The 23,424-nt window shown below is 39.4% G+C and carries 17 protein-coding genes and 1 tRNA gene; 13 read left to right on the forward strand and 5 right to left on the reverse strand.

The window, feature by feature from the left end; all coding sequences use genetic code 11:
• Positions 1-5: 5 nt before the first annotated feature.
• The 3 genes from MWU78_RS12065 to MWU78_RS12075 all read left to right on the forward strand — a co-directional run bounded on the left by MWU78_RS12065 (position 6) and on the right by MWU78_RS12075 (position 4,678).
• Positions 6-1,736: an FAD-dependent oxidoreductase gene (locus MWU78_RS12065; protein ID WP_246998044.1), complete on the forward strand. Its 1,731-nt coding sequence runs from the start codon at positions 6-8 to the stop codon at positions 1,734-1,736.
• 41 nt (positions 1,737-1,777) lie between these two features.
• Positions 1,778-3,448 (forward strand): FAD-dependent oxidoreductase, encoded by a 1,671-nt coding sequence (locus MWU78_RS12070; RefSeq protein WP_246998046.1) that lies wholly within the window; start codon positions 1,778-1,780, stop codon positions 3,446-3,448.
• A gap of 90 nt (positions 3,449-3,538) precedes the next feature.
• Positions 3,539-4,678 (forward strand): sialidase family protein, encoded by a 1,140-nt coding sequence (locus MWU78_RS12075; protein ID WP_246998048.1) that lies wholly within the window; start codon positions 3,539-3,541, stop codon positions 4,676-4,678.
• A gap of 127 nt (positions 4,679-4,805) precedes the next feature.
• Here MWU78_RS12075 and MWU78_RS12080 read toward each other — a convergent pair.
• Positions 4,806-4,878: transfer RNA gene (locus MWU78_RS12080), tRNA-Phe, on the reverse strand.
• A gap of 101 nt (positions 4,879-4,979) precedes the next feature.
• Here MWU78_RS12080 and MWU78_RS12085 point away from each other — a divergent pair.
• The 7 genes from MWU78_RS12085 to MWU78_RS12115 all read left to right on the forward strand — a co-directional run bounded on the left by MWU78_RS12085 (position 4,980) and on the right by MWU78_RS12115 (position 12,707).
• Entirely contained in the window at positions 4,980-5,708 is a 729-nt protein-coding gene (locus MWU78_RS12085; protein ID WP_246998050.1) for a type III pantothenate kinase, read from the forward strand.
• Positions 5,709-6,974 carry a hypothetical protein gene (locus MWU78_RS12090; RefSeq protein WP_246998052.1) on the forward strand — a complete coding sequence of 422 codons (1,266 nt, stop codon included), beginning with the start codon at positions 5,709-5,711 and terminating at the stop codon, positions 6,972-6,974.
• Between the two features lie 37 nt (positions 6,975-7,011).
• Positions 7,012-8,382, forward strand: a complete 1,371-nt coding sequence (locus MWU78_RS12095; RefSeq protein WP_246998054.1) for a hypothetical protein — start codon at positions 7,012-7,014, stop codon at positions 8,380-8,382.
• Position 8,383: 1 nt separating this feature from the next.
• On the forward strand, positions 8,384-8,995 hold the full coding sequence (gene lptC, locus MWU78_RS12100; protein WP_246998056.1) for an LPS export ABC transporter periplasmic protein LptC: 612 nt from the start codon (positions 8,384-8,386) through the stop codon (positions 8,993-8,995).
• The gene (locus MWU78_RS12105; protein ID WP_187581110.1) at positions 8,992-9,195 is read left to right on the forward strand and encodes a hypothetical protein; all 204 of its coding nucleotides are present in this window, start codon (positions 8,992-8,994) and stop codon (positions 9,193-9,195) included. The genes lptC and MWU78_RS12105 overlap by 4 nt, the downstream gene beginning before the upstream one ends.
• Positions 9,195-10,484: a hemolysin family protein gene (locus MWU78_RS12110; protein WP_348647086.1), complete on the forward strand. Its 1,290-nt coding sequence runs from the start codon at positions 9,195-9,197 to the stop codon at positions 10,482-10,484. Before MWU78_RS12105 ends, MWU78_RS12110 begins: the two co-directional genes overlap by 1 nt.
• A 105-nt stretch (positions 10,485-10,589) precedes the next feature.
• Positions 10,590-12,707, forward strand: coding sequence for a peptidylprolyl isomerase (locus MWU78_RS12115; RefSeq protein WP_246998058.1), 2,118 nt, complete (start codon positions 10,590-10,592; stop codon positions 12,705-12,707).
• Positions 12,708-12,814: 107 nt separating this feature from the next.
• On the opposite strand, the gene MWU78_RS12120 is transcribed toward MWU78_RS12115, so the two are convergent.
• Positions 12,815-13,738: a GYDIA family GHMP kinase gene (locus tag MWU78_RS12120; protein WP_246998060.1), complete on the reverse strand. Its 924-nt coding sequence runs from the start codon at positions 13,736-13,738 to the stop codon at positions 12,815-12,817.
• Positions 13,735-15,057, reverse strand: a complete 1,323-nt coding sequence (locus tag MWU78_RS12125) for a hydroxymethylglutaryl-CoA reductase, degradative (protein WP_246998062.1) — start codon at positions 15,055-15,057, stop codon at positions 13,735-13,737. Before MWU78_RS12125 ends, MWU78_RS12120 begins: the two co-directional genes overlap by 4 nt.
• Positions 15,058-15,280: 223 nt before the next feature.
• On the opposite strand from MWU78_RS12125, the gene MWU78_RS12130 reads away from it, so the two are divergent.
• The 3 genes from MWU78_RS12130 (at position 15,281) to MWU78_RS12140 (ending at position 20,703) form a co-directional block, all read left to right on the forward strand.
• Positions 15,281-17,443, forward strand: a complete 2,163-nt coding sequence (locus tag MWU78_RS12130) for a S9 family peptidase (RefSeq protein WP_246998270.1) — start codon at positions 15,281-15,283, stop codon at positions 17,441-17,443.
• 9 nt (positions 17,444-17,452) lie between these two features.
• Positions 17,453-18,811, forward strand: coding sequence for a peptide MFS transporter (locus MWU78_RS12135; RefSeq protein WP_246998064.1), 1,359 nt, complete (start codon positions 17,453-17,455; stop codon positions 18,809-18,811).
• A gap of 134 nt (positions 18,812-18,945) precedes the next feature.
• Entirely contained in the window at positions 18,946-20,703 is a 1,758-nt protein-coding gene (locus MWU78_RS12140; protein WP_246998066.1) for a peptide MFS transporter, read from the forward strand.
• On the opposite strand, the gene MWU78_RS12145 is transcribed toward MWU78_RS12140, so the two are convergent.
• Complete coding sequence (locus tag MWU78_RS12145) at positions 20,704-22,728, reverse strand: ComEC/Rec2 family competence protein (protein ID WP_246998068.1); 2,025 nt, start codon at positions 22,726-22,728, stop codon at positions 20,704-20,706.
• Position 22,729: 1 nt separating this feature from the next.
• Positions 22,730-23,290, reverse strand: coding sequence for a C40 family peptidase (locus MWU78_RS12150; RefSeq protein ID WP_246998071.1), 561 nt, complete (start codon positions 23,288-23,290; stop codon positions 22,730-22,732).
• Between the last annotated feature and the right edge of the window lie 134 nt (positions 23,291-23,424).

Raw genomic sequence — 23,424 nt, forward strand, 5'->3', positions numbered from 1 at the left:
AAAATTTGAAAATATTTAGAGTGGATCGTTTAGGAAATGCAAAAAGTTATTTTGTAAAATTAGTCGGGTGTTTGTCGTTAGGTTTAATTACCCTTGGAGCATACGGTCAAACCAAGAAGTACGATATCGTTATCTATGGGGGCACTTCTGCTGGGGTTGCTGCGGCCCTGCAAAGCAGCAGAATGGGAAAGTCCGTTGTGCTAATAGAACCCACGAACCGAATAGGAGGATTGACAACCGGGGGTCTGGGCCAGACCGATATTGGTAACAAGCAGGCCATTGGAGGTATTTCCAGGGAGTTCTATGAGAACATCAAAAAATATTACGATGATCCCAGTAACTGGAAATGGGAGGAAAAATCGGAATATATGGATAGTGGACAGACCCGTACGGAGGAAGGTGAGGCTACCATGTGGACTTTTGAGCCCTCCGCAGCCCTTGCTGTCTATAAGTCCATGATGGACAAGGAAAAGATTAAAATGGTCTACAACGAAAGGCTGAACAGGGAATCCGGGGTTAAAAAAGTAGATGGCAGAATAGAGTCGATCACCATGGAAAGTGGCAGGACCTACAAGGGGAAGGTTTACCTGGATGCCACTTATGAGGGTGATCTAATGGCCTCGGCCGGCGTTTCCTATGCCATGGGCAGGGAAAGTAACGCGGAATATGGGGAGACCTTGAACGGGGTACAGGCCAATATTATAAATACCTCCCTGACCGGATTTGTTTCCAAAAATGCCTTTAACCATAATCTTATCCCAGGGGTGGATCCCTATGTTAAAAAGGGTGATCCATCATCTGGCCTATTGCCAAATGTTAATGAAAAACCTGGACTCGAAGGGGAAGGCGATAAAAAGATACAGGCCTATTGTTTTAGAATGTGTTTAACTGACCATCCAGATAATCGTATTCCATTTAAGAAACCTGCAAATTATGACGAATTGGATTATGAACTTTTATTTAGAAATTATGAAGCTCGCAAAGGGTCGGTACTTGACATGTATAATTATAGTGGTTATATACTACCATTAATAAATTCCAGTATGCCTAATCGCAAAACTGATTCAAATAATAAAAATGGGTTCTCCACAGATTATATAGGCAAAAATTATAATTATCCAGAAGCATCTTATGATGAGAGGAAGCAAATTATAGAAGATCATAGGGATTATCAAATGGGTTTAATGTGGACTTTGGCAAATCATCCTAGAATTCCAAGTGAGGTAAGAGATGAGGCTTCCAGATGGGGCACTTCCAAGGATGAATTTGAAAGGGCCGATGGGTGGCAGCAACAGCTTTATATCCGCGAGGCGAGGAGAATGATCAGCGATTATGTAATGACCCAAAAAAATTGTGAGGCATTGATAGTGGCGGAGGATGCCATTGGGTTGGCGGCCTATGGCATGGATTCCCATAATGTACAGCGATATGTGGATGCCAATGGGTATGTGCAGAACGAGGGCAATGTAGAGGCCCATGGCTTTAAGCCCTACCCCATTAGCTACAGGTCCTTGGTGCCCAAAAAGGAGGAATGCAACAATCTTATTGTTCCAATCTGTGTAAGTTCAACCCACATCGCCTTTGGTTCCATACGGATGGAGCCGGTATTTATGGTCCTGGGACAATCAGCGGCCACGGCAGCAGCACTTGCCATAGATGCCAATACCAATGTTCAGGATGTGCCTTACCCCAATTTAAGGGATCAACTTCTAAAAGATAGTCAAAGGCTAAAATAAATTACAATTTTCATAGAGATCAATTTCAACCACCAAACAAAATGAAGCTAAAAAGAAGGACTATTAATTTAATCCTTATCCTGGTTATAACTGGAATGATGGGACTAACAGGTTGCAAGCAGACCGAAGAAAAAAGTAACTCGGTAGCTTCTGCCGATATCATTGTTTACGGAGGCACTTCCGCTGCCATTTCGGCTGCGGTGGAGGCAAAACGTTCCGGAAAATCGGTCATTGTGGTATCGCCCGACATTCATCTGGGAGGATTGTCATCAGGAGGCTTGGGCTTTACCGATACAGGGGACAAGAGTGTAATTGGTGGGCTGGCCAGGGAATTTTACCACAGAGTTTGGCAACATTACAATACGGAAGAGGCCTGGATCTGGCAAAAAAAAGAGGAATATGGGAACCAAGGCCAGGGTACCCCTGCCATGGATGGTGAAAATAGGACCATGTGGATATTTGAGCCCCATGTGGCGGAAAAGGTATTCGAGGACTTGGTTAAGGAAGAGCAGATTCGGATAGATCGCGATGAATGGTTGGATAGGGAAAATGGCGTACTGATTAAAGATGGCGATATTGTTTCCATTACCACTTTATCGGGAAAGACATATTCTGGTAAAATGTTTTTGGATGCCACTTATGAAGGAGACCTTATGGCTTCAGCGGGCGTAAACTATCATGTGGGTAGAGAGGGCAAGGAAGTATACGGCGAAGAATGGAATGGGGTGCAGACAGGGATCTTGCATCATAAACACTGGTTTCAATCGGATATTTCCCCATATATAGTACCTGGAGATCCCTCCAGTGGTCTTTTGCCCAAGATATCGGAGGAAGATCCTGGGGATAGACACAGCGGTGACAATAAGATCCAAGCCTATTGTTTTAGGTTGTGTATGAGCAATTTTCCGGAAAATAGAATTCCCTTTCCCAAACCAGAGGATTATGTCCCCCTGAACTACGAGTTATTGGCGAGGTCCTTAGAAAGTGGAAGGAAGGATTGGTTCGAAAAGTTCGATCCCGTACCAAACTACAAAACCGACACCAACAACCACGGTCCCCTGAGTAGTGATAATATTGGTATGAATTACGATTATCCGGAGGCCACCTATGAAAGAAGAAAAGAGATTATTAAGGAACATGAGAATTATCAAAAGGGATTGCTCTGGTTTGTAGCCAATGATCCTAGGGTTCCGCAAGATATACAGTCGGAAATGCAAAAATGGGGCCTGGCCAAGGATGAATTTACGGACAATGGAAACTGGCCACACCAAATCTATGTAAGGGAGGCCCGGAGGATGATTGGGGAGTTCGTGATGACCGAAAATGAGCTTTTGAAAAAAAGGGCTACCCCTAAACCAATAGGTATGGGTTCATATACAATGGATTCCCATAATGTTCAACGCTATGTGAAACCAGATGGATTTGTGCAAAATGAAGGAGATATTGGGGTTAGCACCAATGGCCCATATACCATTTCCTATGGATCTTTGGTGCCCAAGAAGAAAGAGTGCAAAAACCTGTTGGTGCCAGTCTGTGTTTCTTCCAGTCATATTGCGTTTGGTTCTATTAGAATGGAACCTGTATTTATGATATTGGGACAATCTGCGGCTGCTGCGGCTGTTCTGGCAATCGATGAAGAAACTGCCGTTCAGGAAGTGGATTACGATAAATTAAAAAACGTTTTGTTGTCTAAAGGGCAAATTGTAGAATGATGATAGTTCTTACTTTTGTTTATGATCCAATATATTAGTGGTAAATTTTCCAATCCTAAGAATTAATAAATGTTTTTTTTCAAAATATTTTTGAAGCGAATTTTCGTTTTTGTCATTTTAGGCTTGCTGGCATATTCACTTGCTTCCCAAGCCTCAAAAGGGGAAAAGGAGCAAGAAAAAAGTTTGAATTATATTTTTGAAGGTGGCAATGAGGGTTATCAATGTTTTCGGATTCCCGCTGTAGTTACAACAAAAAAAGGTGATTTATTGGCTTTTGCCGAGGGAAGGAAGAATGGCTGTAGCGATACAGGAAGCATCGACTTGGTGATGAAGCGGTCAGAAGATGGTGGTAAAACTTGGGGTAAATTGGAAGTACTGTGGCACGATGAAGGAAATACCTGTGGAAATCCTTCACCTGTAGTTGATCGTGTAACGGGGGTTGTTTTTTTATTGTCCACCTGGAATTTAGGGGGAGACCATGAATCGGAAATAATAGCCCAAAAGAGCAAGGACACACGCAGGGTGTTTGTGTTAAAGTCCGAAAATGAGGGTGAAAGTTGGAGTGTACCTAAAGAAATTACTTCAGAGGTGAAATTGTCCAATTGGACATGGTATGCCACAGGGCCAGGGTCGGGAATTCAAATTCTTGGAGGCAAGTATAAAGACAGGTTGGTAATCGCAAGTGATCATATTGAGGCGGTAACCAAAAAGTATTATTCGCATACCATTTATTCCGACGATCATGGAGAAACATGGGAGTTGGGAGGAAGCACTCCTCTTGATCAGGTAAATGAATGTGAGGTGGTAGAACTTTCCGATCATAGACTTATGCTGAACATGCGCAATTATAATAGGCAGATGAGTAGCAGGCAACTTGCCTATAGCGATGACGGAGGGGAATCTTGGAAGAACATGCACCATCATGAGTCCTTGATAGAAGCAATTTGCCAGGCCAGTACCTTGCGATTTGATTATGAAGGTCGGGTATATGTTCTTTTTGCAAACCCGGCAGATACCAAAAGTAGAGTGAATATGACAATCAGGGCAAGTTCGGATGATGGAGAGTCATGGCCAATGGTAAAACAAATTTTTAGAGGTCCTTCTGCTTATTCCGATTTGACACTTATTGATCGGAAAAATATTGGTATATTATATGAAGGTGGATATAGAAGTGCCTATCAGGGAATAATTTGGGAGTCGGTAAGCATAACGGAATTGTTGGGAATGTAAAAAATCTTTAGGTTATGATTTAGTATAATCACTAAAATTTCTCGGAAGTGCGGCGGTTTGCTGAAAAAGAGATGCTAAAAAGGGCTATAAAAATAAAAAAGCCCTTGAAAATCAAGGGCTTTTGAGGTGGTGCCTCCAGGAATCGAACCAGGGACACATGGATTTTCAGTCCATTGCTCTACCAACTGAGCTAAGGCACCAAACGCTGTAAGCGGGTGCAAATATAATTTCAATTTTATGATATACAAACAAAAATGAAAAAAAAGGCATTTGTTTTTTCATCTTTTTTGATCTTTGCAGTATGAACTTGATCATAGATGTGGGTAATACCCTAGTGAAAATGGCGATTTTCGATAATGAAAAAATAATTTTTTATCGAAAAATTCCGAATGCAGATTTTGCAAAAAATGTAAAAACCGTATTTGCGGAGTACGTTCACATTCAAAATGCCATTGTTTCCAATGTTGGAGGAATGAGTAATGAAGAAATTGCCATGTTATGTGTGTTTTGCAAAGTCCATGTGTTAAGTCATGCTTCCAAAACACCCTTCAAAAACTCTTATGCAACCCCCCAGACCTTGGGTGTAGATCGCATTGCCCTGGCAACAGCGGCTTTTTATCATAATCCAAATGGAAACACCTTGGTCATAGACGCCGGTACCTGTGTCACCTATGATGCCATTAACGATTATGGGGAATATTTGGGTGGGGCAATTTCCCCTGGAATTAACATGAGGTATAGGGCCTTGCACGAACAAACTTCCAAATTGCCTTTGTTGGAAAAAAAACCTATTATCGATTATATAGGAAATACTACCGAAACTTGTATACACAGCGGTGTGGTAAATGGCATTTGTAGTGAAATAGACGGAATAATTGATCAGTATAAAAGTAGATTTGTCGATTTAACAGTTATTTTAACAGGTGGTGATGCTCAATTTTTGTCAAAACGATTAAAAAATACCATATTTGCGCATTCTAAATTTCTCCTGTTGGGGTTATATCATTTGTTAGAATACAACAAGCGCTAGATGATCAAAAATTTTATAATTGCAATATTATGCGTAACTTCGGTAAGCATATATGCACAGAATAATACTGCTTCTCCTTATTCCTATTTTGGTGTTGGCGATTTAAGGGCTACCGGAACAGTGGAGAATCAAATGATGGGTGGATTAAGTGTTTATACGGATAGTATTCACATTAATCTGAGTAACCCCGCAGCTTATAGCAAGTTGGGTTTAACAACTTACACAGCTGGGCTTTCACGAAAAGAGTACCGGTTTGAAAGTAATGTTGCTAAAGAAAGCGCATCAATTTCAAATTTGGACTATTTATCGTTAGGTTTTAACTTGGGCAAAGGTTTTGGTGTGGGTTTTGGAATTATGCCCTATTCTTCCGTAGGTTACAGTTTTCAATCTGAAAGAACTTCTTCAAGTCAGGGAGCAATACTGGAATCGTTTAATGGTGAAGGGGGATTGAACCGAGTGTATTTCTCCGTGGGCTATGAACTATTGAAAAACCTAAGTTTAGGAGTTACCAGTAATTTTAATTTTGGAAACCAGAAGACCAGTAGTTTTCAGACCATTGAAGATGTACAATTGGGGTCATTCAATAGGATAGAATCTAGGATCAAAGGTTTTGATTTTAATTTTGGAGCAAGTTTTACACCGTCCCTCACCGAAAAACACACTCTTTTTACCAGTATAGTGGTTAATACACAAGCCAATTTGGTGTCTGAGAACACAAGGACCATTGGTTCTTTTTCTACTGTCAATGGTAGGGATATAGAGGTGCTGGAGGTAGATTTGGAAGCTCAAGGTTTGGCGCGCACCGGAGTGCAGATTCCGACCACGGCCACTTTAGGCGTTGGCTATGGAATAGATAAAAAATGGTTTTTGGGGGCAGAGTACAGCTTTCAGGGACTAAGTAGTTTTGAGAACGAACTTACTCCTGCCAGTAATTTGGAATATCAGAATGCCGAGACCTTTAGGCTTGGTGGGTATTATATCCCAGATTACACATCTTTTACAAGTTATTTGAAAAGGGCAACGTATAGGGCCGGGGCAAGGGTCTCTAAATCGGGAATAGTAGTAGATAATAAGGAGATAAATGATTTTGGCATAACTTTTGGAATAGGTTTACCACTGGGACGTAATCTTTCCAATATTAACCTTGGTTTTGAACTTGGTAAAAGAGGAACAAAATATGGAGATTTAGTTGAAGAAAGTTATTTCAAAGTTAATCTGGGCCTATCATTAAACGATAAATGGTTCATACCAAGAAAAATTAATTAAAAATTATTACTTTAACCACCTTAAAATAAACAGACAGATGAAAAAGAAACTCTACATCACTGCGATAGCCGCCATGGGATTTGTGGGTTTAGGGCATTCTCAAGCTCAAAATCCGGAGTGTATGACCAATCTTTCCATTTACACTGAGCATGTAAAAGTTAAGAATTATGAGGCTGCCTATACGCCATGGAAGATGGTATATGAAAATTGTCCTACCTTAAATTGGGCCAATATTTTATATGGTGAACGAATATTAAAGGATAGGTTGGGTAAATCTACAGGAGCAGATAAGACTGCCAATATAAATGCCTTAATTGAATTATATGATAATAGGGCAAAGTACTTCCCTGCCAAGACAGACTTAGCTGAGACTATTATAGATAAGGTGTTGTTAAAGTATGATGAGAAAATGATTACCGATGAGGAAATCTACTCTCAACTTGACAAAGCTTTTACAGAGGATAAGGCAAATTTTAAAAATCCTAAGGCATTGTATTTATATTTCTCCAGTTTGGTGGATCTGAATAGTGCAGGTAAAAAGGATTTAGAGGAAGTATTTGAAAAATACGACAACGTTACTGAAAAGATAGATGAAGAAAACGATAAGCTTACAGAGGTTATCACTAAACTCCTTCCAAAGGAAGATGCCGGTACATTGACTTCCAAAGAGAAAAAACAATTGAGTTCTTATAATAGTTATTCTGAAAGCTATGGTAAGATAGCTGAAAGTATTGACAGCAAATTGGGTGCCTTGGCCAATTGTGAAAACTTAATTCCATTGTACGAAAAGAACTTTGAATCTAAAAAGGGAGATATAACCTGGATCAAGCGAGCAGTAGGGAGAATGTATAGTAAGGAATGTACTGAAGATCCAATGTTCAAAAAGCTTTTTGAAGTACAGTTGGCCATGGAGCCTTCCGCCAGTGCTTATATGTACGGTGGTGCCCTTAAAAACAATGCTGGGGATACCAAAGGAGCACTTGAAGATTTCAACAAGGCACTTGAATTGGAAAAAGATGCCAAAAAGAAATCCAATATTGCATATAAAATCGCAACTAGCTATAGAAGAGGTAGTAGGTCTACCGCTAGGAGTTATGCCCAAAAGGCAATAGATGCAAATCCTTCCAACGGTAAGGCTTATTTGTTGATAGCTAGTTTGTATGCAGGAAGTGCCAACGAATGTGGTAGTACTCCTTTCGAGAAAAGAGCTATATACTGGAAAGCCGAAGACTTGGCTCGCCAGGCAGGTCGTGTGGATCCCGCGTTAAGTGGTAGGGCTGGTCAAGCAGCTGCCAGTTATAGAGCTAAAGCGCCATCCAAAACTGATATATTTAATTCAGGTATGGCCGGTAAAACAGTAAGTTTCTCATGTTGGGTAGGTGGTAGTGTTAAAGTGCCCAGCCTATAGGATGAAAAAAAAAGGATTATATTATTTTAGGAGCATTGCCATAGTTATAACTATGGCAATGCTTTTTTATTCCTGTGCAGATAGTTATGAGAGAGTTGGGGATGAAGCTATAAAAAAAATATTTCCAAGTGCAGTGGCCGAGGATTTTACACTGACCCTTACCGAGACGGTTGAGCTTGAGAAAAATGAAGGAGTTGTCCCCTCCCATGTGGTGGCGGTATTAAAGGGTCCAATTTGCGACGACTATAACAATCTGGCTTTTCCTTATTATACCTTTCCCGATGGAGTTATGGTGGAGTTTTTTGATGAAAAGGGAGAAAAGAGCACGGTTACAGCAGATTACGGAATTATTTATTCCAGTACTAATTTAATAGATTTGCAAGGTAATGTGGTTATTGAAACCAGCGACGGTAAAAAGTTGGAGGCTCCACAATTATATTGGGATAGAACCAATGATTGGATTTTTACCCAAGAGAAATTCAAATATACCAATCCAGAGGAGGGAACTATAATGGATGGGGAAGGAATGGACTTTAATAGGGATTTTAGTTTTTTTAATGCTAATAAGACCTACGGCTATATGAGTATAAAAGAAAAGAAGATAGAAGAATGATTAAGATTTTAAGATATACAGAATACCTATATTTGGCAGTGGCCGTAGTGTCTGCTTTTGAGATATACGAGCAATGGAACATAGATAGACAGCGAGCCTACTTGTTTGTCTTTTTTGGGATAGTTTCTATAGGAATGTTCATTTTTAAAAAAACCTATAGGAAAAGGTTCGAAGAACGTCAGAAAAATAATAAACAATAATCTTGGAGGCATATATTGTCATTGTTATTTCATTACTATTTTCGGCCTTTTTTTCGGGAATGGAAATAGCCTTTATTTCTGCGAATAAAATTCACATAGAAATTGAGAAAAAGCAGGATGGTTTTTTGCCCAAAGTCTTGGCTCGCCTAACTAAAAAACCTTCTAAGTTTATTGCAACCATGCTTATTGGGAACAATATAGCCTTGGTGGTTTATGGTCTTTTTATGGGCGACATGCTAATGGGGCTCTTTGCCGGTATGGAGTCCTCCACAGGTAGTGTTTTAGCTTTATTGATAACCGATTTCAGCCTAGTTACCCAAACGGTTATCTCTACTTTGGTAATACTTTTGACTGCCGAATTTTTGCCTAAAGTATTGTTTCAGATTTATAGCAATACCTTATTAAGACTGTTGGCAATACCTGCTTATGTATTTTATGTATTGTTTTCTGTGATATCGGATTTTATTATTTGGATATCCGATATCATACTAAAAGTGCTCTTTAAAACAGATGGCGATGAGGTGCAATTGGCATTTAGTAAAATAGAATTGGGAGATTATATTACCGAGCAGATGGAAGCTGTGGAGAAGGAAGATGAGGTGGATTCGGAAATACAAATTTTTCAAAATGCTTTGGAGTTTTCAGGGGTTAAGGCAAGGGAGGTGATGGTGCCCAGAACAGAGATTGCAGCAGTGGAACTTCATGAGACCCCTAAAAATTTGGCAAAACTTTTTACGGAAACTGGGTATTCCAAAATATTGGTATTCAAGGATACAATAGACAATATTATTGGATACGTACATTCCTATGAGCTTTTTAAAAAGCCCAAAACGATAAAAAGTATCCTGCTTCCAGTAGAATTTGTTCCCGAAACGATGCTAATCAATGATATACTTAATATTTTGACCAAAAAAAGGAAAAGTATTGCAGTTGTTTTGGACGAGTATGGGGGTACCTCCGGGGTCATGACGGTGGAGGATATTGTGGAGGTGCTGTTCGGTGATATCGAGGATGAACATGATTCCACTGATTTGCACGAGGAGCAGATAAATCAAAACTCTTATAAGTTCTCCGGTAGATTGGAAGTGGATTATGTCAATGAACAATATAAATTGCACCTTCCTGAAAGCGATGAGTATGAAACACTGGGAGGTTTGATCATTAACGTTACTGGTGAAATTCCGGAAAAAGACTCCGAAATTAAAATAGATAATTTTCTTTTTGTGGTTTTAGAGGTTTCAAGTAATAAAATAGATATGGTTTCCTTGGTTGTGCTTGATGATGAATAGGCATTTCAGGGATATTTTTTGATTTTTTTTAGTTTTTATTATTTCAAAAGAAAGTAGTAATTTCGCCTCCCGATAGTAACGGGATAAATTTAAACAGTTTACATAATGGCAATTTTAGAGAATATAAGGAAACGAACTACCGTTTTAATTTTAATCATTGGTCTGGCTTTGTTTGCATTCGTAATTTCAGGAGTGTTCAGCAGCAATGAATTGGGTGGTGGAAAGGTTGGTTCTTCCGTGGCGGAGATTAATGGGGATGAAATTTCCATTGATCAATTTAGAAGGAATGTTGAGGCATATTCTAGAATGGCCGGTCCTACGGCTTCTTCCATGCAATTGGTTAATCAAGTATGGGATAGGGAAGTTAGAAATACAATCCTAAATCAGCAGTTCGAGGAGTTGGGTATTGAAATAGAACAGGATCAGATAATAAACTACATAAAAACTATTCCTTCCTATGTTCAAAATCCGGAATTTCAAAATGCCAGTGGAGTTTTTGACGATAATAAGTTTAGAGAAGCTGTGGCCGATTGGAAAGCAAATAATCCTAGTCGTTATGCTCTATGGTTGCAGGACGAACAGGCCATAATTCAAAACGCCAAGGAGCAAACCTATTTTAATCTTATCAGGGCTGGTGTGGTTTCTACCTTAAAGGAAGGCGAATTGGATTATAAATTGGCCAATGATAAAGTCGATATCAAATATGTAAGGGTACCTTTCTCTTCAATACCAGATTCAACTATAGCGGTTTCAAAAAATGAAATTGAGGCTTATATTAATGACCATAAAAAAGATTATAAGCAAGATAAGTCTAGGGATATACAGTTTGTCTATTTCGAGGAAAAAGCTTCTTTGGAAGATGAAAATGCCGTAAAGGAAGAAATCTCAAAACTTTTGGAGGATCGTGTGGAGTACAATTCACAGAAAGATACCAATGACACCATTAAAGGGTTTGGTCATACAAATGATATGGCTGCCTTTTTGGATAGAAATTCAGATATTAAATTCGATACTATTTATAAGGCTAAAAAAGATCTGCCAGTTAAGTTTGCAGATACGCTTATGGCCTTAGAAAAAGGAAGTATCTATGGTCCGTATCGTGATGGGGACTTCTTCAAGGTTTCCAAAATGATGGATAGAAAGGCTAACGGTACCGTAAAATCCAGTCATATTTTAATTTCTTATGAAGGAGCTCAACGCGCCAATCCAGAAGTTACCCGTACTAAGGAGGAAGCCGAGAAAAAAGCTAAGGAATTGTTGGTCGAGGCAAAGCAAAAAGCAACTGTTTTTGCTGAATTGGCCAGAGATAATTCAGACGGACCTTCTGCCCCAAAAGGTGGTGACCTTGGATATAATCAAGAAGGGGTAATGGTGGCGCCGTTTAACGACTTTACTTTTAGTAATGCTGTTGGGGCCATTGGATTGGTTGAGACAGATTTTGGTTTTCACATTGTTAAGATAGATGATAAGCAGGATATTGTTCAGTTGGCCACATTGGCAAGAGAAATAGAGCCTTCTGAGGAGACTATCAATACTTTGTTTACGGAGGCTACCAAATTTGAAATGGAAACTACTTCGGATAAAGACTTTACTGCGGCGGCCAAAGAAAGTAATTATTTGGTTAGACCTGTAAACAAAATTAAGGAGATGGACGAAAATCTTCCAGGTCTTTCTGCCCAACGTTCCATTGTTCAATGGGCTTTTAACGAAGATACCAAATTGGGAGAGGTTAAAAGGTTTAATATAAACAATGGGTATGCTGTTGTTCAATTAACTGCGAAATATGCAGAAGGACTTATGAGTGTTGAGGATGCTTCGGCTATAGTTCTTCCAAAATTAAGAAAGGAAAGAAAAGCGGCTAAGATCATAGAAGCCAATAAAGGTAAATCTATGGAAAATTTTGCCAAGGATAATAATGTTATAGCCACTACGGCTTCTGCATTGACCATGAAATCTCCTATTATCCCAGGTGCTGGGTCGGAGGCTTTCGTTGTTGGTACTGCGTTTGCCATGGAGCAAGGGGCTACCTCAGATTTGATTTCTGGTGAAAGTGGTGTGTATATGTTAAATGTAACAAAAAAAGATGACGCTCCAAAACTGGATAACTATAGTACCTATGCCAGTAGCTTACAGGCTTCGGCAGCAGGTAGGGTAAACTATTCTGTATACAATGCCTTAAAGGAGGCTTCTACAATAGAGGACAAAAGATCTATATTTTATTAGTAAATAGAAGATTACAAAACAATAAAACCTCCCAATCGGGAGGTTTTATTGTTTTTGGTAAAATTGTTTCATATTAAGGTATATAAATACAATCTGAGCGGGTGTGGTTATCTAACCATTTTTGAAAAGGGAATGACAGTAGCATAACCTTTTTCCTTAAAGTAATCGGGCGTGGTTTTGTTACCAGTGACCAGGATAAAATCGCCTCCCCAGGCTCCCAAGCTTTTAATTGCTCCCTTGAAGTCAGGAAATAACCTTTCTTTAACCGTTTGTACCTCAAGGACATCACTCAGGATCGCTTCGTGTTTTTTCAGCAGCTTTTCAAATTGGGACAAACGCGTACAGGTCAATATTCGTTGAGTAATACTACTAATTTGGGATAGGGTGGTAAAAGAGTTGAAATCCTTTTCTCGATAATGGGCAATGCCTTCCCGGCTGTTTTGCTTTTGATTTAGATAAACAAAGTACAGATCATTCTTAAAGGATGGATTAAAGGCTACTGGTTGTGCAATTGGTTTGGAGTTTTTTAACTGGTAGGTGATAGGGCTGTTATGTTGTGCACAAGCAATGTCGTACCCACTTCCCGAAAAAGTATTCCATAACAGCTCATAGGCATCGATATTCGCCCATTGTGCTATATTGTTGATTAGGGTAGACGAGGATCCCAAACCCCATTCCCTAGGAAAGTTCAATGCCGTGGATATTTCTATACCATGGGCTGAAGCTAAAAAATTTGGATTTAATTTCTTGGCTTCCAAAAGAAGTTTTATGAGCCTGTCCGAGATGGGTTTTGATTCGGGAGAATGTGCATTTTTGGAAACTTCGGAAAAATTGTCCAATTCATAAACACCTTCAAACCAAGTTCTTCCTTTGTCGTCCAAACTTTTCCAAACCAGAAGATTATCCTTGATTTCTTTTACGGCTAAGGATTGGCCATATAAAGTAGGAACGGCCAAGCTTAGTGCACCGTCCAGTACTAGATATTCTCCTGTTATCAACAGTTTACCGTTACTGTAGTATTGTTTTGTCATTTCTTATTCCTCAATTCTTCAAAGGCTACCACCACTGCACTATGTGATGCAGTATGTTTTTTGAAATAATCCACCAAGCTAAGTTTTTCTGCTTCGGTAGCGCCCAATTGGTTTAAAATATTTAATAAATGCATCTTCATATGTCCTTGTTGGATGCCAGTGGTTACCAGGGAACGTAAAGCTCCAAAATTTTGTGCCAGTCCGGCCACTGCTACTATTTGCATAAGTTCCTTTGCGGTAGGATTCTGTAATATTTCCAAAGCAAGTTTTACCAACGGATGTATGCTTGTTAACCCACCAACCGTTCCTAGAGCCAAAGGAATCTCTATCCAAAATCTAAAAACCCCTTTTTCTATACTGGCATGTGTTAGGCTGGTGTATTGCCCGTCCTTGGCGGCATAAGCATGTGCTCCGGCTTCTATGGCCCTAAAATCGTTGCCAGTAGCCAAGACTACGGCGTCAATACCATTCATAATGCCCTTGTTATGGGTAACCGCCCTATAGGGTTCCACTTTTGCAATATTTACGGCGCGGACCATCTTTTTTGCAAAATCCTCGGCCGTTATACCGTGGTGGGCCTTTAAATCGGATACAGGGCAACTAACCTCGGCCTTTACGACACAATTGGGGATGTAATTGGAGAGAATGCTCATGACTATTTCAATATCCTTCTCCCGGTCTGTAAATCCATTGTAATTCTGTACCTCGTCTTTAAGGCATTGGGAGAACCCTTCTAGGCAAGAGTTTATGAAATTGGCTCCCATGGCATCCAATGTTTCAAAGGTACAATGTAATTGGAAATAGTTTTGCAAATCTGAGGTTTTGTCCCTTAGTTCTATACTCGTTATACCGCCACCGCGTTTTTCCATATTTTTAATTATGGGAGCAACACTAGCTATTAATTTTGGCTTTACAATATGGAAAAATTTGGTCAGTTTTTCCGTATCACCTTGGTATATAAAGTGCACCTGTCCTACCTTTTCCGTTCCCAAAATACTGGTCTTAAATCCACCACGGGTCTGCCAAAATTTTGCTGCCTTACTGGCGGCAGCCACTACTGAACTTTCTTCAATTGCCATTGGGATGGCATATAGTTTGTTGTTGATTAAAAAATTGGGAGCAATGCCCAAAGGCAAATAGAAGTTGGTAACCGTGTTTTCTATAAATTCATCATGTAAACTTTGCAATTTTGCATCATTGTTCCAATACTGTTTTAAGATAGCAACAGTTTCCTCACTATATTTGGTATAATGTTGGGCAATCCAGTTAATTTTATCCTCTTTTGTCAGTTTGGAAAATCCTTCTATCGGAGTGGTCATGGAGCTTTCGGTTTCTTTGGGTAAAGATAGTAATAAGGTGTCAAAACATTGAATATCTTAAAACGGGTTAATTGTAATTACGGATTGTTATTTTTTAGGTATAAGGCACCTGTTTTTGTTATTTTTTTAGTAAACTTGGAGATTAGAATCAATCTTCGAAAATACTGAAATAGTCTTAATAGTTTTTCAGTAATAATAGAACTTTTAAACCTATGTTTTTGTGATAAAGTCCCCCTTGCTTTTGTTATTCCTATTTATTCTATGCAATTTTTCAGTTCTTATTGCCCAAAATAAGGATATCTCCCTAGAAGAAATATATCAAGGAGCCTTTATGGTTAAGGGTTTGGATATATTGCATTCCATGAAAAATGGAAAGCAATATACCATTTTAAATATTGACCAGGCCTCGGGAATATCGTCTATTGGGAAATATGATTACAAAACCCAAAAAAAACTGGAAACAATAGTTTCTTCGTCAAATTCGGTACCGTATTTTACCTCCTATGAATTTAGTGAAGACGAATCCAAAATATTGTTGGCAACGGAAATCCAATCTATTTTCAGAAGGTCTACACTAGGTGTGTTCTTTGTGTACGACCTTAATTCCAAATCAATTATAAAAATTTCGGATTCCAGGATTCAAGAGCCAATCTTATCACCCAACGGTAGCAAGGTTGCTTATGTGTATAACAATAATATCTATGTTTTTGATATTGCTAGCGAGCTTACGAGACAATTGACTTTTGATGGAGAGAAGAATAAGATAATCAATGGGGTAACGGATTGGGTGTACGAAGAGGAATTTGCCTTTGTAAGGGCTTTTGAGTGGAATAGCGATGGGTCTAAACTAGCATTTATACGGTTCGATGAAACCAATGTACCGGATTTTTCCATGGATGTCTACAGTTCCAGTCTATACCAGACCCAAACCGTGTTTAAATATCCTAAAGCCGGAGAAAATAATGCTGTGGTTTCTCTCCATATTGTTGATATGGATTCTCTCCTAATAACGGAGGTGGGTCTTAAGGATCCCTATTATATTCCTAGGATAAAGTGGATGCACCATCCCAATTACCTTAGTGTTCAGACCTTGAACAGGCATCAGAACAGGTTAAATTTATTTGAGGTAAACGCTACCGATCATAACACCCGAATTCTATTGGAGGAAACAGATGCAGCCTATGTGAATGTTAAGGATGATCTTACTTTTTTAGAGGATGACAGCTTTATTTGGACCAGTGAGAAAGATGGATTTAACCATATTTACCTGTACAATGCCGATGGGGATCTGCTGAACCAAGTGACCAAAGGTCCTTGGGAGATAACCAAATTCTACGGTTACGATCAAAAGGAAGATCTTATTTATTACCAATCTACCGAAAACGGATCAATCAATCGAGATGTTTACAGGGTGAGGAGCAATGGGAAGTATAAAAAAAGATTAACAATGAGAGTGGGGAAAAATGATGCCGATTTTAGCGCTGATTTCGCCTATTTCATAAATACCTTTTCAAGCGCAACTACCCCTCCGGAATATACCCTACATAACTCCTTGACTGGAAAAAAAGTAAAGGACATTTTAGATAACCGGGAAGTATTGTCTAAATTGGGCAATTACAGGATAAGTCCCAAGGAATTTTCCACAATCCCCATTAATGTTAATGAGTTGAATATGTGGATGATTAAGCCAAGAGATTTTGACCCAACGAAAAAATACCCGCTGTTTATGACCCAATACAGTGGTCCTGGATCACAAAGAGTGTCCAATGCCTGGATGGGCACCAACGATTACTGGTTTCAAATGTTGGCCAATGAAGGTTATATTGTTGCTTGCGTAGATGGTAGGGGTACAGGTTATAAGGGATCTGAATTTAAAAAGGTAACCTATATGGAGTTGGGTAAATATGAAGTTGAGGATCAGATCGCCGCAGCCAAAAAACTAAGTGAATTACCTTTTGTAGACGAAACAAGGACAGGTATTTGGGGATGGAGCTATGGAGGGTTTATGTCTACCAATTGTTTATTAAAAGGGAATGATACCTTTGAAATGGCAATTGCGGTGGCTCCTGTGACCTCTTGGCGATTTTACGACTCTATTTATACAGAACGATTTATGCGTACACCCCAAGAAAACCCAAGCGGTTATGATGAAAACTCACCATTTAATTACCCTGAACTTCTCAAGGGAAAGTATTTGTTGGTTCATGGGTCTGCAGATGACAACGTGCACTTACAGAATACGATGCGCATGGTGGAAGCATTGGTACAGGCCAATAAACAATTCGACTGGGCCATTTATCCCGATAAGAATCACCGTATCAATGGCGGGAATACCCGCCTACATCTGTTCACAAAAATAACCAATTTCATAAAAGAAAATCTATAATTCATAATTATGCAGACAACCGTTAAAGAAGCACATCAAAAGGAATTATTTGGCCATCCGGTAGGACTTTATATCCTATTCTTCACTGAAATGTGGGAACGATTTTCCTATTATGGGATGAGGGCTATTTTGGTATTATATTTAATTACCGAAACTAGTGATAGGAATCCAGGTTTGGGCTGGACCAATATTGAGGCTCTGGCACTTTATGGTTGGTATACCATGCTGGTTTATGTGGCTTCTATTCCCGGTGGGATCATCGCAGATAGAATTCTTGGACAGAAAAAGGCAGTGATTGTTGGAGCCGTACTTTTGGTAATAGGCCACAGTATACTGGCTATAGAACAGATGTGGGCATTTTATACAGGTCTCGGTTTTATTATTGCCGGTGTTGGTATGTTAAAACCTAATATCTCTACCATGGTGGGTGGACTTTACCCTAAGGGTGATATTAGAAGGGATAAGGGATTTACCATATTTTATATAGGTATAAATATTGGCGCATTTCTTTCCAGTTTAATTGTAGGGTATGTAGGAGAGGTTTACGGCTGGCATTATGGATTTGGATTGGCTGGTGTCTGTATGCTTTTGGGTCTTATACAATTTGTTCTTGGTCAGAAATATCTTGTGGGTGTGGGCGACTTTCTTGGAAAATCCGTGAATATTGAAGATCAAGATGCCTTAAAGAGACCACTTAGTAAAATTGAAAAGGATAGGGTTATTGTTTTAATTCTCTCTTTTCTAATGGTAATCGTTTTCTTCGGTGCATTTGAACAAGCTGGGGGATTAATGAATATTTATGCTTCCGAAAAAACGAATAGAATGTTAATGGGTTGGGAGGTTCCAGCATCTTGGTTCCAATCCTTGAATGCATTTTTTATTATTGTCCTAGGGGCTGTGGTAGCCAACTTCTGGGCCAGTCGCAAGCTTAAGGGTAAGGAAGCTTCCTCTCTTTTTAAAATGATCGTGGGACTAATTATCATGGGAACTGGATTTTTATTTATGACAGCTGCGACTGCTCAATTTGAAAGCTCGGGATCGTCTGCCATGTATTGGTTGGTGTTGGCATATATGTTCCATACTGTGGGCGAGTTAAGTCTTTCTCCTGTGTCCTTATCCTTTGTTACCAAATTAGCTCCTGCCAAATACGCCTCCCTAATGATGGGCTTATATTTTGCAACAACAGGTTTGGGAAATAAAGTGGCAGGATTATTAGGGGAATCCGCTTCTCATCTCGGGGAGTACACGGTATTTACAGGAATTGCCATATTCTGTATTCTCTTTGGATTACTCATTGGAGTCTTCTTGAAGAAGTTAAAAACATTGACCCATGGTGCCGAAGATAATGAACGCAAAATTACACATTAATCCCTTTGGTCGGTAATTTGTATTTTAACGTATTTTGCAGATGAATATACCTATAGTAATGATAGTTAAGTTCAGTGTCAGGGGCAATAGGCCTCTGGTGATTCTGAAATAAATAATAAGTAAACTGTCTTGATATGAATACCGATATTGAAAATCTTTTTAAGGACAAGGTCCTTGGTCATCCTGCGGGACTATTTGTTTTATTTTTCACGGAAATGTGGGAAAGATTCTCGTTTTACGGGATGCGTATCCTATTGGTGTTGTTCTTAACAGCGCCTATTATAAGCGACAATCCAGGTTGGGAGTGGCCCAGGGAAAATGCACTGGCCTTAATCGGAACCTATGCTTCCCTTTTGTATTTAACCCCAATAGTGGGTGGCTGGATTGCCGATAAAATAACAGGTTATAGGGTGGCTGTAGTAATAGGTTGTTTAATAATGACTTTGGGCCATGCCGCTATGGCATTGGAAACGACGGCCACTTTTTATCTTGGTCTAGCCCTCTTAATCATTGGTACTGGTTTCTTTAAGCCCAATATTACTTCCATAATCTCCGAGATGTATCACGGCAAAGAATCCAAAAAGGACGGAGCTTATACCATATTTTATATGGGCGTAAATGCAGGTGCCTTTTTTGGTATGATGCTTTGCGGATATTTGGCAGAAAATTACGGTTGGTCATGGGGCTTTGGTTTAGCGGGTATTTTTATGCTTCTAGGCATGCTACAGTTTTGGTTGGCAAAGGACCTGTTTGGAGATATTGGTGGTAAGCCATTAAAACTGGGGGAAGTCAAAGTCGTGATAGGAGAGGACCAAGATGTTGAAACCAAATTGAATCCTTTTAGTCTTTTAGATAAAATTTTGATTGTTTTGTCTTCGATTGGCGGGCTACTTTATCTCTTTAATGATCCCTTGGAAAAAATTCAGGGAACAAGTTTGGCGCCCTTTAGCCTTGGCGGCCTCAGTGGCACCAATGTAGTTATCTTATGCTCGTTGGTCTTATTTTTAATTTTATTGGTTACCAGAATTGCCAGATACCTACCTGTGGTAAGGGACCGAATTATAGCCGTATCGATCTTTGGGTTTTTTACAGTCTTCTTTTTCGCTTTTTTTGAACAATCCTTGGGGTCTATGACCATATTTGCAAGGGATTATACGAATAGGGAGCTCGTGGGTCAGTCCGCCATGATCTTTAAGATAATGGATGCTTTGCTGACAACTGTTCCGTTGTTAATTATTAGTTGGGTTCTGGTGCTACTGGCAAAAAAGACCTATAAGCGTATAGGTTTTTCCAATATTATATTGGCTATCGCTTTTATCGGACTTTGGATTTTGGTGATCTTTAGATTAATGGATAAGTTTTCCCAAGAGGGTAATCAGGTAGATGCAACTTGGTTCGGCATTCTTAATTCATTTTTTATCATTACACTGGCACCTTTTTTTTCCAGATGGTGGGAAAGCAAATATAACCCCAGTGCCGCCATGAAATACGGTATTGGTCTTATTTTGTTAGGATTGGGTTTCGCTGTCCTGTCCTTTGGTGCATCGGGAATACCCTCAGGGGCACAGACTGCTTCCGTGAGTATGGTGTTTTTAATTTTAGCTTATTTGTTGCATACCATGGGAGAGTTGTGCATCTCACCAGTTGGACTTTCTTACCTGAGTAAACTTGTTCCGGCGCGGATGATCGGTTTCATGTTCGGGGTATGGTACTTGGCTATAGCCATTGGCCAAAAGGCAGCAGGAACTATGGGCGGAATGATTGATAGGATTTCCGAGCAATATTCTATGGGAACGTTTTTTCTGATTTTTACCCTCGTGCCTGTAGGTGTTGGATTTATATCGATCGTTTTAAATCCACTTCTTAAAAAACTTATGCACGGGGTTAGGTAATTATCGTAAATTATATATCAAAGCTCCCTTCTCGCCAGTTGAATGAAAGGGGAGCTTTTTTCTCCTACAAGTAGCCCTCCATCGTTCTATATAACTTCTAAAATTGCTACCGTCGGCGATAACAATTTTTGGTTGTGCCGAATCCAAAAGCCTTTCCAGATTAATCTTCGGGGATTGAGTCAGTAATAGGGTTGAGATAGCATTTTCCTTAGGAAGTTGAACAATGGAACTGTCTAGGATGAGCAGTCTGTCATCGCCTATTAGAAAACTATTTTTTATTGGTTGATGTTCCACTTTTGTGATGTTCTGGGCAATGGTGTAATCATTGGTCATTCTATCCGAGGCCATTGGATTGTTGGTAAATACAGTAGCTTTTTGTCCCGTTTGATGGATCAAGATTGTATTTCTGGTAATATGCCCTATTACTAGGGTTTCCTTCTGTTTTGTAAGCTGCCTATTCCCTAAAATATACGATTGAAAGCATAAGATCAATATTAGAAATACCATGACCCTTTTATAGGATACTTTGGTAAATGCAATAACCATGGAGATGATAATGCCATAACTGAGAATTAATTGAATGGCATCAAAAGAAATATTTCGGAAAAGAAAATTTTCCTGCTGGGCTACAGTTCCAATAACGGTATTCATCCAACGGATTACAGTGTCGTACACTGTAACTAGAATTGGAGGTAAACTGTTTGCCAAGGACAGTGTGATAACGAGAATTCCAAACCCTAAAATAAAGGTTAAAAAGGGAAGAATCAGCAGGCTTGATACCAAAAACAACCCAGGGAATTGATGAAAATAAAATAAACTTATGGGCAGTACCCCCAACTGAGCTGCAATACTCACCGAAACCAATTCCCAAGCTTTCCTAAGGAACCAATATTTTGGAACCCAGAGTTTTTGTAATAGAGGGAATATCCAAACAATGGAAAAAACAGCGGCATAACTTAGTTGAAACCCAACTTGGAACAATAATAGTGGGTCCAATAATAATAGAATGAAAAACAGGGACAATGCAAGTATATTAAAATTACTTGTGGGCCTATTCAAGTACAGGGCATAGGCAACGAAACTAAACATGGCCACGGCCCTAAGTATAGAAGCAGAAAGACCGGCCAGGAGGGCAAAGCACCATAACAGCAATACAATAACAACCAGCTTTATACTTCTCCCTTTTGGAAGAAGCTCCAAGGGCATCAATAAAAAATGGAGCAGGCCCAAAAGAATTCCAATATGCAAACCGGACAATGCCAAGATATGATAGGCGCCTGCGTTTTTGTAATCTGAATCTATTTCTGATGTAATTTCATTTCGTTGGCCAAGGAGGAGGGCTTGGATTACACCCAATTCTTCGGTGCCAAAATTCTCTTTTCTTAGTTTTTCAATGATTTGGTTCCTTATTTTGGAAGCCAAACCAAAGATGGTCTTATAAGGGAGGGGATTTGCTATGTAATTATTCTGTGTTAGCCGAACCTGGTGCTTTATTCCTATATTCTCAAGGTATTTTCTGTAGTTGAATTGATGTGGGTTTAAGGGGGGTGTAATGGGTTGGAATGTAGTGAAGACCATTATTTCATCATCCACAAGCAGAGTTCCCTTTGTTGAATCTACTGTTATATTAATAAGTACTTTTCCAGCAACCCTTAAACTATCCATGTATTTAACATGCGCCACATATCGATCCGAAAAATCGTTGGATTTTAATACTTCGCGGATTTTTAAAGTATAGGCCCTTTTCCCGTTCATGGAATGATGGGTGTAATGTGAGCCAATATTTTTGGATTCACTTAGGGTAAGGCTCAATATACCAATGGCCACCGTCAAAAGTCCGGTCAGAAATCCGAAAAGCGTAGAGGGTGCTTTGTGGTTAAATGCAAATACAACTCCTAGGGCAATTAATAAAATAAGGGTTAAACTAAAGGAAAATGCAAGTGATGGATTAAATGAATATCCAATTAAAATTCCACAAATAAGTAATAAGGTAAGTTTTATGGTTGTAAACCTTAGCAACCGCATGCTAGAGGATCCGTGTAGCCTTTATAAAGGCGTAATTCCAATAACCCTCCCGCAGGGAGGAAACAATAACTCCCCTAGATGAGGTGGAGTGGATGAATTTTATTTCATCGCCGTCAACTTGGACCACTAAACCAACGTGGTTTATATTGTTTTTTCTTCTAGAGGTCCCAAAGAAAAGAAGGTCACCCTTGCTAATGTTCTTTAAATTTATTTTTTCTCCTTCCTCTGCCATTTGGTAGGAGGCTCTTGGCAGTTGAACATCGTGTTCCCCAAAGGCTACATATAGCAACCCTGAACAATCCATACCCCTATCGGTTGTGCCGCCAAATTTATAACGGACCCCTGAAAATGTCAGGGCGGTATGCACGATTTGCTCAGTTATTTTGGCGGCTGGTTTACTAATGGTCTCAACGCCTATAGGGGTCCCGGCCTTTACTTCAGTAGGTATTTCCGAGGCTTCAACTGTTATTTTTCTGTCCTCGCGATGGACTGTTTTTTTCTTGGCTGCACCGCAGCCGATCAGGGAAAGAATTAGGAATAAAGAAAAAAATCTTTGTATCATCCAAGTAAAAGTTAGTGCTCTTGGATATCAAATTTAAATAATTAATTTAAAATCCGTTATTTTTTTGGGAAAACCCTTGCGAATGTTTCAGGATAAATCGCCAATAATGTCTTTATTCCAACAACGTATTGGTG

It is taken from the genome of Arenibacter sp. F26102, from assembly GCF_023015865.1.
In the GTDB taxonomy this organism is placed as follows: Bacteria; Bacteroidota; Bacteroidia; order Flavobacteriales; family Flavobacteriaceae; genus Arenibacter.

Coding starts and splice junctions, on each gene's coding strand:
- MWU78_RS12090 (WP_246998052.1), top strand. CDS start 5,709: ATGATCAAAAATTTTATAATTGCAATATTATGCGTAACTTCGGTAAGC.
- lptC (WP_246998056.1), top strand. CDS start 8,384: ATGAAAAAAAAAGGATTATATTATTTTAGGAGCATTGCCATAGTTATA.
- MWU78_RS12070 (WP_246998046.1), top strand. CDS start 1,778: ATGAAGCTAAAAAGAAGGACTATTAATTTAATCCTTATCCTGGTTATA.
- MWU78_RS12115 (WP_246998058.1), top strand. CDS start 10,590: ATGGCAATTTTAGAGAATATAAGGAAACGAACTACCGTTTTAATTTTA.
- MWU78_RS12135 (WP_246998064.1), top strand. CDS start 17,453: ATGCAGACAACCGTTAAAGAAGCACATCAAAAGGAATTATTTGGCCAT.
- MWU78_RS12145 (WP_246998068.1), bottom strand. CDS start 22,728: ATGCGGTTGCTAAGGTTTACAACCATAAAACTTACCTTATTACTTATT.
- MWU78_RS12140 (WP_246998066.1), top strand. CDS start 18,946: ATGAATACCGATATTGAAAATCTTTTTAAGGACAAGGTCCTTGGTCAT.
- MWU78_RS12085 (WP_246998050.1), top strand. CDS start 4,980: ATGAACTTGATCATAGATGTGGGTAATACCCTAGTGAAAATGGCGATT.
- MWU78_RS12095 (WP_246998054.1), top strand. CDS start 7,012: ATGAAAAAGAAACTCTACATCACTGCGATAGCCGCCATGGGATTTGTG.
- MWU78_RS12150 (WP_246998071.1), bottom strand. CDS start 23,290: ATGATACAAAGATTTTTTTCTTTATTCCTAATTCTTTCCCTGATCGGC.
- MWU78_RS12105 (WP_187581110.1), top strand. CDS start 8,992: ATGATTAAGATTTTAAGATATACAGAATACCTATATTTGGCAGTGGCC.
- MWU78_RS12120 (WP_246998060.1), bottom strand. CDS start 13,738: ATGACAAAACAATACTACAGTAACGGTAAACTGTTGATAACAGGAGAA.
- MWU78_RS12125 (WP_246998062.1), bottom strand. CDS start 15,057: ATGACCACTCCGATAGAAGGATTTTCCAAACTGACAAAAGAGGATAAA.